The sequence below is a fragment of the Leifsonia sp. NPDC102414 genome, from assembly GCF_044765685.1.
Lineage (GTDB): Bacteria > Actinomycetota > Actinomycetes > Actinomycetales > Microbacteriaceae > Leifsonia.
This window is the reverse complement of sequence record NZ_JBIWKN010000002.1, coordinates 454927-467705: the sequence shown is the minus strand read 5'-3', so window position 1 is coordinate 467705 and position 12779 is coordinate 454927. Positions and strand designations below refer to the sequence as shown.

The window sequence follows — 12779 nt, the reverse complement described above, 5'->3', positions numbered from 1 at the left end:
CTGGCATCTCGTTTATGCGGGGCGCGCGAGTTGGGGAGAAGCGTGTGGACACGGCCGTGCGTCTCGCATCCACGGCACGGTGGACGATGATGGAGGGACGAGTCGAAAGCGGGAGGAGCGTCGATGAACGCAGGACCGACGAGCGGGGAGCGCGGGTCGCTCAGCGGGAAGCTCGGGATCGACGTCCCCGTGTTCCTCGGGCCGTTCGGGGGACTCTCCTCGGTGGAGCTGACGGCGACGGTGAGCGAGCTCGGCGGCCTCGGCGGCTATGGCCTCTACGGGTACGACGCCGCGCGCATCCAGCAGACGGCGGCCGAACTCCGGGCGAAGACCGCGCGGCCGTTCGCGCTGAATCTGTGGCTGCCCCTCGAGGAGCCCGGCGAGGCGGCAGACGCTGCGGACGTCGCCTTCGACCAGGCAGTGGATGCCCTCCGCCCGATCTTCGACGAGCTCGGCCTTGCTGTGCCGGCCCGCCCTGACCGTTATCTACCGTCGTTCGACGAGCAGGTGGAGGCGGCGCTCGCCGCATCCCCTGCCGCCCTCAGTTTCGTGTTCGGCGTGCCGCCCGCGGAGGTGGTCGAGGCCGCGCACCAGCGCGGGATCGCCGTAGTCGGCACCGCGACCACCGTCGATGAGGCCGTCGCCCTCGCCGAGGGCGGGGTGGATGCTGTCGTGGCGACCGGGATGGAGGCGGCAGGCCACCGAGTGTCGTTCCTGCGCCAGGCGGAGGAGTCGCTGGTCGGGTCGTTCGCGCTGATCCCGCAGGTGGTGGATGCGGTGGACGTGCCGGTGATTGCGGCCGGCGGCATCGCGGACAGGCGGGGAGTCGCGGCGGCCTTCGCGCTGGGGGCGAGCGGGGTGCAGGTGGGCACGGCGTTCCTGGCGACGCGTCAGTCGGCGGCGACGGACGCGCACCGTAGAGCCATCGGCGAGACTCCCGCCGATCGCACCGTGCTGACGCGGGCGATGAGCGGCCGGCTGGCGCGGGGTGCGCTCAACAGGGCCGTCCGGCAGATCGAGGATGAGGGGAGGATCGCGCCGTTCCCCGTGCAGAACTGGCTGACAGGGCGCTTCCGTGCCGAAGCAGGCAGCCGCGGCATCGGGGAGCTGCAATCGCTCTGGCTCGGGCAGGCCGCGAGTCTCGCCCGGTTCGCCGACGCCGCCGACGCGTTCGCTGAGCTGGTGGCCGGCGTCCCGGCCCGCGAGTGACCGCTGCCGACCGAGCCGACCCGCGCCGAGCGCTCCCGGTCAGTGGAACTGGGGCACGATCAGCCACAGGCCGTAGAGCACGGCCGCGACGCCGACCGCGAAGCACAGCACAGCACCGACCGTGGCGACGGCCGGTCTCGGGCGCGCGACGGACGCCGAGGAGAGCGGTGGGGCATCCCGTCGCCCGCGCTCGTCCGACCCGTCCGCCGGTGAGCCGACCGCGAGCAGGCGCAGGCCGACCGAGTAGAAGACCACGATGACCGTCGTGGCCACGAGTGCGACGAGGAAGACGACGACGAACGAGCCCCAGTCGACCCCGAGGAACTGGCCGGCCCCCGGGGAGGCGGCGGTGCGTGCAAGCGTGAACATGGTCATCCCTCCTTCGACGCGACCGTGGTCGACACGGTGCGTCGGTCGTCGTCCTGATCCGTCGCCGGTTCCTCGTTCACGTTCTCCCTGGTGACCGGGTGCCGACGTGCGAGCACGAAGAGACCGGCCCCGCAGGCCGTCGCCACGACGGCGACCGCGATGAGGCCGACGATGCTGGTCGATGCCGCCCAGGCGGCCAGACCGCCGACCAGCGCGGCGGCGGGAAGCGTGACGACCCAGGCGGTGGCGATCCGTCCGACCACCCCCCAGCGCACCGAGGCGAGCTTCTTTCCGAGGCCGCTCCCGACGACGGCACCGGAGGTCACCTGGGTCGTCGACAGGGCGAACCCGAGGTGCGATGACACGAGGATGGTCGCTGCCGAGCTGGTCTCCGCCGCGAAGCCCTGAGGCGCCTTCACGTCGGTGATGCGCTTGCCGACGGTGCGCATGATGCGCCAGCCGCCGAGGTAGGTGCCGAGGGCGATCGCGAGCCCGCAGGATGCGATCACCCAGAACTGCGGGGGAGTGTCCGCGCCCTGGTACCCGGCAGCGATGAGGGTGAGCGTGATGACCCCCATCGTCTTCTGCGCGTCGTTCGTGCCGTGGGCGAGCGACACGAGCGACGCCGAGATGGTCTGACCGTGCCGGAATCCGGCCTCCGCGCCGCGGGTGCGGGCGTTCTGGGTGATCCGGTAGGCGCAGACGGTGGCGACGAGCGCGACCGCCCCGGCGACGACCGGCGACAGAAACGCCGGCACCACCACCTTGGTCAGGACGGCGCTGAAGTTGACGGCGTCGAATCCCGACCCGATGATCGCGGCACCGATGAGGCCGCCGAGGAGTGCGTGCGTCGAACTCGACGGGAGCCCCAGATACCAGGTGGCGAGGTTCCAGAGCACGGCGCCGACCAGGCCGGCGAAGATCATCGTCGGCGTGATGTCCACGCCGGAGCTGCCCTCGTTGATGATGCCGCTGGAGATGGTCTGGGCGACCTCGGTGGAGAGGAACGCGCCCACCAGGTTGAGGACCGCCGAGATGAGGACGGCGACCCTCGGTCTCAGCGCACCGGTGGCGACGGATGTGGCCATCGCGTTCGCTGTGTCGTGGAAGCCGTTCGTGAAGTCGAAGATCAGCGCGACGACGATGACGACGATGACGGTCAGGAGCATGTCCATGATGTCGGTCCTCTCGGGGCGGAGGTGGGCGCGACTGCACCCACGCTCCTGAGTACGCCGATCCGCACCGGTCAGGGTGAACGACGGATGAACCCTGGGCGGAGAGCGCGTTGACGGACGTTCCGCGCTGCGCAGGTCAGCGGGTCAGACGAGGCGCTCGCGGGACTGCGTCGCCCAGAGGGTGCGGAGCGCGTCGGCGAGGCTGGGGAAGGTACCGAGCTGGCGGTCCGCCCAATCCCAGAGCAGGAAGCCGGCGGCGGTGCGCCACACCTGACCGGCGACGAGCAGGGTCTCGCGGAGCTGGATGTCCCAGCGTCCTTCTCCGGCGTCGACGATGTCGAATGCCTCTGTGTACGTCATGGTCCACCTCCTGGTCCGTTGGCCGCACGCTACGCGCCGAGTGTGACGCGCAGGCAAAGAGTGGGCGACATTTCATCTCCGAATCGCGCGGCCGCTGTGCAAAACTGACCCTGCCGAGCAGGAAATCCGCCAAGGAGGCCCGCAATGCCGAAACAGTCCAAGCTCCAGAAGACCGCGACCGACGCTCTCAAGAAAGCAGAGGAGGCGCTCGCCGACGCGAAACGCGCGGCCAAGAAGGTCGACAAGAAGGCCCGCAAGAAGGTCGACGAGCTCGCGAACGAGTTCGAGCGCCTGCGGAAGTCCGCAGGAAAACCGGCGCAGAAGGGCACGGGCAAGAAGGCGACGGCGAAAGAGCCCGCTGGCAAAAAGGCCGCGGCGAAGACGCCGTCCAGCAAGAAGGCCGCTGTGAAGGCGCCCGCGGTGAGCAAGCCCGGTGCGGTGAGCAAGCCCGTGTCGGCGAGCAAGCCCGTGTCGAAGGCCGCCCCCGCGAAGGCCGCCCCCGCGAAGGCTGCCCGCAAGGCCGCCGCCCCCGCGAGCGCTCCCGCACAGAAGCCCGTCGCACAGAAGCCCGCCGCCAAGCAGCCCGTCGCACAGAAGCCCGACGCACGGAAGCCCGCCGCCAAGCGCACCACCGCGCCGACTCCCGCATCCACCACCGTCACTCCCGTCCCGGCCGCCGAGGTGCTCTCCGAACTGACCGTCGTCGAGCTGAGACGGCGGGCGCGCAGCCGCAGCATCGTGGGGTACTCCTCGATGACGAAGGTCCGCCTGGTGGAGGCGCTGTCGGGGGTGAGCTGATCGTCGTTCACCTCCCGGCTACTCCGGGCGGCTAGTTTCTGGTCTCCTCACCTTTCCGGATGGAGTGACACGTGACCGAAGCTCGCACGGGCATCCTGGCGCGCGGCGCGTTCGCTGCCGAGCCCCGCACGCTGCTGGATGTCCTGCGCGCGACAGCGGCCGCGCATCCGGATGCGTCAGCGCTGGAGGACGGGCGCGGAGCGCTCAGCTATCGCGAGCTGATGGCGGCTGTGGTGCGGGTGGCCGCCCGGCTGACCCTGGCCGGAGTGCGTCGCGGCGACCGGGTGGGCATCCGGCTGGCGTCGGGGACGCGCGAGCTCTACATCTCGATCCTGGCCGTGATCGCGGCGGGAGCGGCGTACGTGCCCGTGGATGCGGACGATCCGGAGGAGCGCGCCGAGCTGGTCTTCGGCGAGGCGGCTGTGCGCGGCATCATCACCGGAGACGCGGAGTACGTCCCCGCCGACCCGGACGACGCCAACGACGTAGCCGACGCGCAGACGGACGACGACGCGGACGCACCTGCCCACCTCTTCGAGGGAGCCCCCGCGCATCCCAGCACCGCCACCACCCCCATCATCTCCGCCCCGACGCCCGCCGACGACGCCTGGATCATCTTCACCTCCGGCTCCACGGGGACGCCGAAGGGCGTCGCCGTCAGCCACCGGTCCGCCGCCGCCTTCGTGGATGCGGAGGCCGGGCTGTTCCTGCAGGACGAGCCGATCGGCCCTGGCGATCGGGTGCTCGCCGGACTGTCCGTCGCGTTCGACGCCTCCTGCGAGGAGATGTGGCTGGCCTGGCGGCATGGCGCCTGCCTGGTGCCGGCGCCGCGGTCGCTGGTGCGCAGCGGCATGGACCTGGGGCCGTGGCTGACGACGCGCGGCATCACGATCGTCTCGACCGTCCCGACGCTCGCCGCCCTCTGGCCGGCCGAGTCCCTGGAGAACGTGCGGCTCCTGATCTTCGGCGGGGAGGCGTGCCCGCCGGAACTCGTGGACAGGCTCGCGGTCGACGGGCGCGAGGTGTGGAACACCTACGGGCCGACAGAGGCCACCGTCGTCGCGTGCGGATCGCTGCTGCGTCCGGGGGAGCCGGTGCGGATCGGCCTGCCCCTGGACGGCTGGGATCTTGCCGTGGTGGATGCGGACGGGCAGCCGGTCGGCGACGGCGAGGTCGGCGAGCTCATCATCGGCGGTGTCGGCCTCGCCCGCTACCTCGACCCCGCGAAGGACGCGGAGAAGTACGCGCCGTTCCCGACGCTCGGCTGGGAGCGGGCGTACCGCAGCGGCGACCTCGTCCGATTCGACAGGGCAGGGCTGCTGTTCCAGGGTCGCGCCGACGACCAGGTGAAGGTCGGCGGCAGGCGGATCGAACTGGGAGAGATCGAATCGGCCCTGCAGCAGCTGCCAGGCGTCTCCGCTGCTGCCGTCGCCGTGCGGACGACCGAGGCGGGCAATCAGGTCCTGGTCGGCTACCTCTCTGCCGTCGATCCCGCGGCGTTCGACAGGGCCGCCGCGCTCGCGCGGTTGCGCGAGGAGCTGCCCTCCGCTCTGGTGCCGCTGCTCGCGGTGCTCGGCGAGCTGCCGACGCGCACCTCTGGCAAGGTGGACAAGGCTGCCCTGCCGTGGCCGCTGCCGTCGAACCTCGGGGCGGCCGATGGCGCCGGCGGTGCGCGCGGCTCGGGCGGCGCACCCGGTTCCCCCGGCGCATCAGGCGACTCCGCCGGCTCCGCCGCCGATCCCGCCGTGGTCGCGCTCGCCGCCGACTGGCAGGCCGTCCTCGGCCTCCCGGTCTCCGGCGAGGACGACAACTTCTTCGACCTGGGCGGTGGCTCGCTCGCGGCCGCCCAGCTGGTCACGCGCATCCGGCAGCGCGACCCGGAGTTCACGGTCGCGGACATCTACGCGCATCCCCGGCTCGGCGCGATGGCCGCGGAGCTCGCCTCCCGCGCCACCGGAGCGCACGAGGCGACCGCATCCACCCATGCTGTCCCGCCCACCCCGGCCAGGATGCAGTGGCTGCAGACCGTGCTCGGCGTCCCGCTGTTCGTGCTCAGCGGTGTGCGCTGGCTGCTCTACGCGCTCACCGCGGCCGCCATCCTGCGCGGCTTCGACGGGTTCGGGTTCCTCCCGGCGACGCCGCTCTGGCTCCTCATCGTCGGGCTGCTCGTCTTCGCGACCCCGTTCGGCCGCATGGCCATCTCGGTGGTCTGCGCCAGGCTGCTGCTCACCGGTGTGCGCGCTGGAGACTACCCGCGCGGCGGCGGCGTGCACCTTCGACTGTGGCTGGCCGAGCAGGTCGCGCACCAGGTGGGAGCGGTCAGCCTAGCCGGAGCGCCCTGGATCTCGTACTACGCCCGCGCGCTCGGCGCACGCATCGGCCCGAACGTCGACCTGCACGCCCTCCCTCCCGTCACCGGGATGCTCCGCGTCGGCGAGGGTGCGGCGATCGAACCGGAGGTGGACCTCTCCGGCTACTGGATCGACGGCGACCTGCTGCGCATCGGCGCGGTGCGGATCGGAGCGAACAGCACGGTCGGTGCGCGGAGCACGCTGCTGCCCGGCACGCGCATCGGCAAGAACGCGCAGATCGACCCTGGTTCGTCGGTCTTCGGCCGCGTGCGCTCCGGTGAGCGCTGGGCTGGTTCGCCCGCGGTGCGCGTCGGAGCGAGCGAGCCGTGGTGGGAGGCGGAGCGCCCCCCGCTGCGCAAGCGCTGGCTGGTCGCATACGCGGTCGGCGGCGTGGTGGTCGCTCTGCTGCCGATCGTGGCGTTCGCGGCAGGCGGCGTGATCGTTGCCCTGGGGATCGCGGGGTCCGCATCCATCGGGGAGGCCGCGCTGCGCGCCGCTGCCGCTCTCGTGCCCTCGACGCTGGTGGCTGGCGTGGTGCTCGCCGGGCTCATCCTGGCGATCGTGCGGCTGCTCGGCCTGGTGCTGAAGGAGGGCGTCCACCCCGTCCGCAGCGCGGTCGGCTGGGCGGTCTGGGCCACTGAGCGCGTGCTCGACCTCGCCCGCACGCTGCTGTTCCCGCTCTATGCCTCGCTGTTCACGCCCGTCTGGCTCCGGATGCTCGGGGCGGAGATCGGGCGGGACGTCGAAGCATCCACGGTGCTGCTGATCCCGGCGATGACGCGGGTGAGAGACGGCGCGTTCCTCGCCGATGACACCCTGGTCGCGTCGTACGAGCTGGGCGGCGGCCGGGTGAGGGTCGCCCGCTCGGACATCGGGGCGCGAGCGTTCCTCGGCAACTCCGGCATGGCCGCCGCGGGCCACCGCGTGCCGAAGGACGGCCTGGTGGCCGTGCTGTCCGCGGCGCCGCGCAAGTCCAAGCCAGGGTCGTCCTGGCTCGGCTCCCCGCCGGTGCGGCTGCGGCGCACCGCCGCAAGCGGCGACGTGAACCGCACGTACAGCCCGTCTCCGTGGCTGCGCGTCGCGCGCACGCTGTGGGAGCTGTGCCGCATCGTCCCCGTGTTCGTCACCTGCGCCATCGGGCTCGGCGTGCTGTTCACGCTGACGGCGCTCGCCGAAGCGTGGGGCGTGTGGGCGGCCGTGCTGCTGAGCGGTGTCGTGATGCTGGCGTTCGGAGCCGTGGCCGCCGCGGTCAGCACGGCCGCCAAGTGGATGCTCGTGCAGCGCATCCGGGTGGCCGAGCATCCCCTGTGGTCGTCGTTCGTGTGGCGCAGCGAGGTGTCGGATGCGTTCGTCGAGATGGTCGCTGCACCGTGGTTCGCGCAGGCGGCGTCCGGCACGCCCGCGCTGGTCTGGTGGCTGCGCAGCCTCGGCGCGCGGATCGGGCGCGGGGTGTGGTGCGAGAGCTACTGGCTGCCCGAGGCCGACCTGGTGCGGCTGGGCGACGCATCCACGGTGAATCGGGGCTGCGTGGTGCAAACGCACCTGTTCCATGATCGAATCATGAGCATGGACACGGTGACCTTGGAGACCGGCGGCACCCTCGGGCCGCACAGCGTCATCCTCCCAGCGGCCAGGATCGGAGCGCACGCGACGGTCGGGCCCGCGTCGCTCGTGATGCGCGGGGAGCTCGTGCCGGATCGCAGCCGCTGGAGCGGCAACCCGATCGGCCCGTGGCGCGAGGTCAAGGTCGCCGACTACCACGCCACCGTGTCATGACCTCCGCGACAGCGGGCTCGCGCGGCGTCGGCGACGACTACCTGCCGCACTCCGGCAACGGCGGATACGGCGTCGACCTCTACGATCTCGACCTGCGATACCGCGTGGCGACCAACCGGCTGGATGCACGCGCCGTCATCACCGCGACGGCGAGCCAGGAGCTGACATCGTTCAGCCTCGACCTGGTGCGCCTGAAGGCGGGCAAGGTCACCGTCGACGGCGGCCGTCGCACCAGGTTCAGGCAGGCGGCGTCGAAGCTGGTCGTCACCCCGGAGCGGCCGATCGCGGCCGGGCAGACGTTCACGGTGGACGTCGAGTACGCCGGAACTCCCGCGCCGCGCCGCAGCCCGTGGGGCCTCGTCGGCTGGGAGGAGCTGACGGACGGCGTGATCGTGGCCGCCCAGCCGTCGGGAGCGCCGACCTGGTTCCCCTGCAACGACCACCCGTCCGACAGGGCGCGGTACCGCATCCGGGTGTCGGCGGAGCAGACGTACGCCGTCGTCGCGACGGGCGAGCTGGTCGAGCGCACGGTGTCGTCCGGCCGCGCGACCTGGACGTACGCCTGCGACGTTCCCACGGCCACCTACCTCGCCACGGTGCAGGTGGGGCGGTATCAGCTGGTCGAGCGAGAGACGGCCGCCGCGACGGTCGGCTTCGCGTACCCGGCCGAGCTGGAGCAGCGCGTCGCGGCGGACTTCGCGCCGCTGCCGGAGATGCTGTCCTACTTCTCCGACGCGTTCGGGCCGTACCCATTCGACGCGTACACGGTGGTGGTCACCGCCGACGACCTCGAGATCCCGCTGGAAGCGCAGGCCGCGGCGATCTTCGGCGCCAACCATGCGGACGGAGCGGGAGGCTCGGAGCGACTCATCGCGCACGAGCTCGCGCACCAGTGGTTCGGCAACAGCGTCGGGCTGGCGGCGTGGAAGCACATCTGGCTCAACGAGGGGTTCGCCTGCTATGCGGAGTGGCTGTGGTCGGAGCGGGCGGGCAGGGAGCACGCAGACACCCTGGCCCGCCGGTTCCACGCCGGGCTGCTCCGGCTTCCGCAGAACATTGTGCTCAGCGACCCAGGAGCGGCCGGCATGTTCGACGACCGCGTGTACAAGCGCGGAGCGCTGACGCTCCACGCGCTGCGCCTCACGGTCGGCGACGAACGGTTCTTCGCACTGCTGCGCGGCTGGACGGAGCGCTACCGGTACGCCACGGTGACGACGGACGACTTCCGCGCCTTCGCCGCCGAGGCGACAGGGGCCGACCTGGATGCGTTCTTCGACGCCTGGCTGGACGGCGTCGCGCTCCCTGCCCTCCCGGCGACCGGCGTCACCGTTCGAGCGCGACGGTGACGAACAGGTCGTCGCCGAGGTGCGCATCCCGCACCAGGTAGCGGCGCGGATCGCCAGGCACGGCGGCGAGGAGCAGGTCGTCGGTCTGTTCGAACACGACGGTGGCAGGGTCGACACGCAGGCCGCGGCCGTCTGCCTTCAGCACGGCCTCGATGCGGGTCCACTGGCGCAGCTCGTCTGCGGTGTGCGGGGCGGGCGCGGAGTCGCCGGCGTCCGTCATCGCCGTGCTCTCCCCTGGCGTGCGCTGTTCCGCATCCACCCCCACCGAGCCGCCCACCAGCGCAGCCGCCACGGTGATGTCACCGCTGTGCGCGAGCGAGACGCGGACCTCCGTCGCTGCATCCGGAGCCATCACGACGGGGCGGCCGTGCTCCCCGCCGCAATCGGGGCAGCGCGCCACGATCCGCACGTCCTCGGGCGCGACGGCCGCCAGCTCTGCCACCAGGGTGCGCAGCATGGCGCGGCCGTCGACGGCGGCGCCGCGTCGGAGGAGCAGGTCGCCGGTGCGCACGCGCCCAGTGTGCCACGGGATTCACAGCTTTTGGTCACCTGCTCACGCCACGCTTCGAACATGCCCGAGAAGAAGACCGAACGCGCAGCGATCGACGACGTGATCACCCGGCTCAAGAAGAAGTACCCGGATGCGTCAGGCAAGCACATCGAGAAGCTGGTCGAGGAGAACTACGACTCCTTCAAGAACGCGCGTCTCAGGGACTACATCGCCGTGCTGGTCGAGCACGGGGCGAAGTCCACATTGCAGCAGGAGAAACGGAAGAAGAAGTAGTCGCCTCCGCTCTTCCCGTGACGGTGCGTCGGTCGCTACGCTCAGACCAGTCCGCGCCGCCGGGCGCCGACCCGAGAGCAGGGGTGTTTGATGAGCACTTTGACGCAATGGGAACAGGACGAAGTCGCGAAAGCGAACGAGAGCGGGAAGCGGCCGGTGGTGTTCGTCCACGGGCTGTGGCTGCTGTCGAGCAGTTGGGACAAGTGGAGGGCGCTGTTCGAGGCCCAGGGGTACTCGACGATCGCACCCGGCTGGCCGGACGACCCGGACAGCGTCGAGGAGGCGCGGCGCGACCCTGAGGTCTTCGCCAAGAAGATGGTCAAACAGGTCACAGAGCACTACCTCGAGGCGATCGACGCCCTCGAGCACGAGCCAGCGGTGATCGGCCACTCGTTCGGCGGTCTGATCGCTCAGAAGATCGCGGGCGAAGGTGTCGCAGCAGTGACGGTGTCCATCGACAACGCGCCGTTCCAGGGGGTGCTGCAGCTCCCGGCGTCATCGCTGAAGTCCGCTGCGCCCGTGCTCACCAACCCGACCAACATCGGCAAGGCGGTGTCGCTCACCTTCGAGCAGTTCCGCTACGGCTGGGCGAACCACGTGGACGAGGCCGAGGCGCACGAACTCTACGAGACCTATCACGTGCCCACCTCCGGGGTGCCGCTGTTCCAGGCGGCGACGGCCAACTTCAACCCGTTCGCGGAGACGAAGGTCGACTCGAAGAACCCCGAGCGCGGCCCGCTCCTGCTGATCTCGGGCGAGGGCGACAACACCGTGCCGACGGCGATCGTGGATGCGAGCTACAAGATCCAGTCGCGCAACGAGGGCGTCACGCGCCTGGCGACGGTCCCCAACCGTGGTCACTCGCTCACGATCGACAGCGGCTGGCGCGAGGTCGCAGACATCGCCCTGGAGTTCGTGCAGGAGTTCGCGCCCGTCGAGGCCTGATCGCCCTCTCGGGCTCAAGCGGTGAGGGATTTCAGGGAGGCGAGGGCGGCGCGGACGCTGTCGGCGATGCCGGGAGTGGCGAGGTCGGCGGCGATCCAGTGCTCGAAGCCGACCTTGAAAACGGTGACGGCCGTCTCCGCGGCGAGCGTTGCGGCCGGGTCGGCGACGCCGCGCGCCCGCAGCGCGTCGGCTGCCGCGGTGCCGAGCGTCGCCATCTTGAGCAGCTCGCGCTCCTGCAGGCTGGCGTTGGCGGCGATGACCTGTGCGCGCAGCTGCGCGTACGGGCGGCGCTCGTCCAGCATCGTCGCTGCGCGCGCGATGGCCTCCGCCGCGATGTCGACGGGCGAACCGTCGCTCGCGTCAGCGATGTTCTGCACGACAGCGTTCTGAAGCGCGTTCGACCCGTCGAACAGCGCCTCGCGCTTGTCGGCGAACTGGCGGAAGAACGTGCGCTCCGTCACCCCGGCGCGTTCGGCGATGTCCGCGACCGTCGTCCGGTCGTAGCCGCGCTCCGCGTACAGCTCGAGCGCGGCGACGGCGAGGCGCCCGCGCGCATCCGGTTCCCATCGTGCCACGGAGTCGAGTCTACTGATGACAGTCGCTGACATGAAGTGCTATCGTGTGATGACAGGCACTGACATCAATGGTCCTGCGCTGATCGCAGGACCGGAAGAAGGCATCTCATGCGCGTTTTCGTCACAGGAGCATCCGGTTGGATCGGCTCCGCTGTCGTCCCCGAACTCCTCGACGCCGGCCACCACGTCGTCGGCCTCGCCCGCTCGGACGCGTCGGCCGCCGCCATCGAGGCCGCGGGGGCCGATGTGCGCCGCGGCGGACTCGACGACCTCGACAGTCTGCGTTCCGGCGCCGCCGAGGCCGACGCGGTCGTCCACCTCGCGTTCAACCACGATTTCTCCGACTACCAGGGCGCCGGCCGCACGGAGCGCGCCGCCATCGAGACGCTCGCCGGCGAGCTCGAAGGCTCCGATCGGCCGTTCCTGTTCGCCTCCGGCGTCGCCCTGCTCGCGCCGGGCCGCCTGGCGACGGAACGCGACGTGTCGCCGTACGACGGTCCGGATGCGCCGCGCGGGGGTGCAGAGCCGCTCGCGCTGAGCTATGCAGAGCGCGGCGTCCGCCCGGTGAGCCTGCGTTTCGCCCCGACCGTGCACGGCGACGGCGATCACGGCTTCACGGCCGCGCTCGTCGACATCGCCCGGCGCACGGGCGTCGCCGGCTACATCGGCGACGGAGCGAACCGCTGGCCGGCGGTGCACCGCCTCGACGCCGCGCACCTGGTGCGTCTCGCGCTCGACGGCGCCCCGGCGGGCAGCGTGGTGCACGCGGTCGGAGAGGAGGGCGTGCCGGCCCGCGACATCGCCGCGGCCATCGGAGCGGGGCTGGACCTGCCCGTGGTCTCCGTCTCGCCGGAGGACGCACCGGAGCACTTCGGCTGGCTTGCCCGCTTCTTCGGCGTCGACGTCCCGGCGTCGAGCGCGATCACGCAGGAGTTGCTCGGCTGGACGCCGACGCATCCCGGCCTCCTCGACGACCTCGCGGCGGGGTACTACTTCCGCGCCTGACCGGCACGCGCGGCGCGCACGGCGCGCACGACTCGTGCCGACCGGCGCGGGTCGGCTCGTGCCGAACATGCGCTCGACGCGGTCGC

12 protein-coding genes are annotated in these 12779 nt (G+C 71.5%); 7 read left to right on the top strand and 5 right to left on the bottom strand.

Translation table 11 applies throughout. The features are described from left to right. The first annotated feature begins 123 nt into the window (after positions 1-123). Positions 124-1209, top strand: coding sequence for an NAD(P)H-dependent flavin oxidoreductase (locus ACIRCZ_RS10540; RefSeq protein ID WP_402852701.1), 1086 nt, complete (start codon positions 124-126; stop codon positions 1207-1209). A gap of 39 nt (positions 1210-1248) precedes the next feature. On the opposite strand, the gene ACIRCZ_RS10535 is transcribed toward ACIRCZ_RS10540, so the two are convergent. The 3 genes from ACIRCZ_RS10535 to ACIRCZ_RS10525 all read right to left on the bottom strand — a co-directional run bounded on the left by ACIRCZ_RS10535 (position 1249) and on the right by ACIRCZ_RS10525 (position 3113). Beyond that, positions 1249-1584: a hypothetical protein gene (locus ACIRCZ_RS10535; protein WP_402852698.1), complete on the bottom strand. Its 336-nt coding sequence runs from the start codon at positions 1582-1584 to the stop codon at positions 1249-1251. Further along, positions 1581-2753: an anion permease gene (locus tag ACIRCZ_RS10530; RefSeq protein WP_402852695.1), complete on the bottom strand. Its 1173-nt coding sequence runs from the start codon at positions 2751-2753 to the stop codon at positions 1581-1583. Before ACIRCZ_RS10530 ends, ACIRCZ_RS10535 begins: the two co-directional genes overlap by 4 nt. A 144-nt stretch (positions 2754-2897) precedes the next feature. Next, the gene (locus tag ACIRCZ_RS10525) at positions 2898-3113 is read right to left on the bottom strand and encodes a hypothetical protein (RefSeq protein ID WP_055897700.1); all 216 of its coding nucleotides are present in this window, start codon (positions 3111-3113) and stop codon (positions 2898-2900) included. A 144-nt stretch (positions 3114-3257) separates the two neighbouring features. Between ACIRCZ_RS10525 and ACIRCZ_RS10520 the strand changes: the two genes are divergently transcribed. The 3 genes from ACIRCZ_RS10520 to ACIRCZ_RS10510 all read left to right on the top strand — a co-directional run bounded on the left by ACIRCZ_RS10520 (position 3258) and on the right by ACIRCZ_RS10510 (position 9384). Beyond that, complete coding sequence (locus ACIRCZ_RS10520) at positions 3258-3911, top strand: hypothetical protein (RefSeq protein ID WP_402852692.1); 654 nt, start codon at positions 3258-3260, stop codon at positions 3909-3911. Between the two features lie 71 nt (positions 3912-3982). Continuing rightward, positions 3983-8038, top strand: a complete 4056-nt coding sequence (locus ACIRCZ_RS10515; protein WP_402852689.1) for a Pls/PosA family non-ribosomal peptide synthetase — start codon at positions 3983-3985, stop codon at positions 8036-8038. After that, positions 8035-9384, top strand: a complete 1350-nt coding sequence (locus tag ACIRCZ_RS10510) for a M1 family metallopeptidase (protein ID WP_055897708.1) — start codon at positions 8035-8037, stop codon at positions 9382-9384. The genes ACIRCZ_RS10515 and ACIRCZ_RS10510 overlap by 4 nt, the downstream gene beginning before the upstream one ends. Here the strand turns inward: ACIRCZ_RS10510 and ACIRCZ_RS10505 are convergent. Next, positions 9362-9895: a 4'-phosphopantetheinyl transferase superfamily protein gene (locus tag ACIRCZ_RS10505; RefSeq protein WP_055897710.1), complete on the bottom strand. Its 534-nt coding sequence runs from the start codon at positions 9893-9895 to the stop codon at positions 9362-9364. The genes ACIRCZ_RS10510 and ACIRCZ_RS10505 overlap by 23 nt on opposite strands. 60 nt (positions 9896-9955) lie before the next feature. Between ACIRCZ_RS10505 and ACIRCZ_RS10500 the strand changes: the two genes are divergently transcribed. Beyond that, positions 9956-10168 (top strand): three-helix bundle dimerization domain-containing protein, encoded by a 213-nt coding sequence (locus ACIRCZ_RS10500; protein WP_055897713.1) that lies wholly within the window; start codon positions 9956-9958, stop codon positions 10166-10168. 90 nt (positions 10169-10258) lie between these two features. Next, on the top strand, positions 10259-11113 hold the full coding sequence (locus tag ACIRCZ_RS10495; RefSeq protein ID WP_055897716.1) for an alpha/beta hydrolase: 855 nt from the start codon (positions 10259-10261) through the stop codon (positions 11111-11113). Between the two features lie 14 nt (positions 11114-11127). Here ACIRCZ_RS10495 and ACIRCZ_RS10490 read toward each other — a convergent pair whose 3' ends face one another. Next, entirely contained in the window at positions 11128-11688 is a 561-nt protein-coding gene (locus ACIRCZ_RS10490; RefSeq protein ID WP_055898933.1) for a TetR/AcrR family transcriptional regulator, read from the bottom strand. A gap of 108 nt (positions 11689-11796) precedes the next feature. Between ACIRCZ_RS10490 and ACIRCZ_RS10485 the strand changes: the two genes are divergently transcribed. Beyond that, positions 11797-12693, top strand: a complete 897-nt coding sequence (locus ACIRCZ_RS10485) for an SDR family oxidoreductase (protein ID WP_055897719.1) — start codon at positions 11797-11799, stop codon at positions 12691-12693. Positions 12694-12779 lie beyond the last annotated feature (86 nt).

Bases quoted from the DNA above. Each gene is read 5' to 3' on its own strand.
- ACIRCZ_RS10540 (WP_402852701.1), top strand. From the start codon at position 124: ATGAACGCAGGACCGACGAGCGGGGAGCGCGGGTCGCTCAGCGGGAAG.
- ACIRCZ_RS10535 (WP_402852698.1), bottom strand. From the start codon at position 1,584: ATGACCATGTTCACGCTTGCACGCACCGCCGCCTCCCCGGGGGCCGGC.
- ACIRCZ_RS10530 (WP_402852695.1), bottom strand. From the start codon at position 2,753: ATGGACATGCTCCTGACCGTCATCGTCGTCATCGTCGTCGCGCTGATC.
- ACIRCZ_RS10525 (WP_055897700.1), bottom strand. From the start codon at position 3,113: ATGACGTACACAGAGGCATTCGACATCGTCGACGCCGGAGAAGGACGC.
- ACIRCZ_RS10520 (WP_402852692.1), top strand. From the start codon at position 3,258: ATGCCGAAACAGTCCAAGCTCCAGAAGACCGCGACCGACGCTCTCAAG.
- ACIRCZ_RS10510 (WP_055897708.1), top strand. From the start codon at position 8,035: ATGACCTCCGCGACAGCGGGCTCGCGCGGCGTCGGCGACGACTACCTG.
- ACIRCZ_RS10500 (WP_055897713.1), top strand. From the start codon at position 9,956: ATGCCCGAGAAGAAGACCGAACGCGCAGCGATCGACGACGTGATCACC.
- ACIRCZ_RS10495 (WP_055897716.1), top strand. From the start codon at position 10,259: ATGAGCACTTTGACGCAATGGGAACAGGACGAAGTCGCGAAAGCGAAC.
- ACIRCZ_RS10485 (WP_055897719.1), top strand. From the start codon at position 11,797: ATGCGCGTTTTCGTCACAGGAGCATCCGGTTGGATCGGCTCCGCTGTC.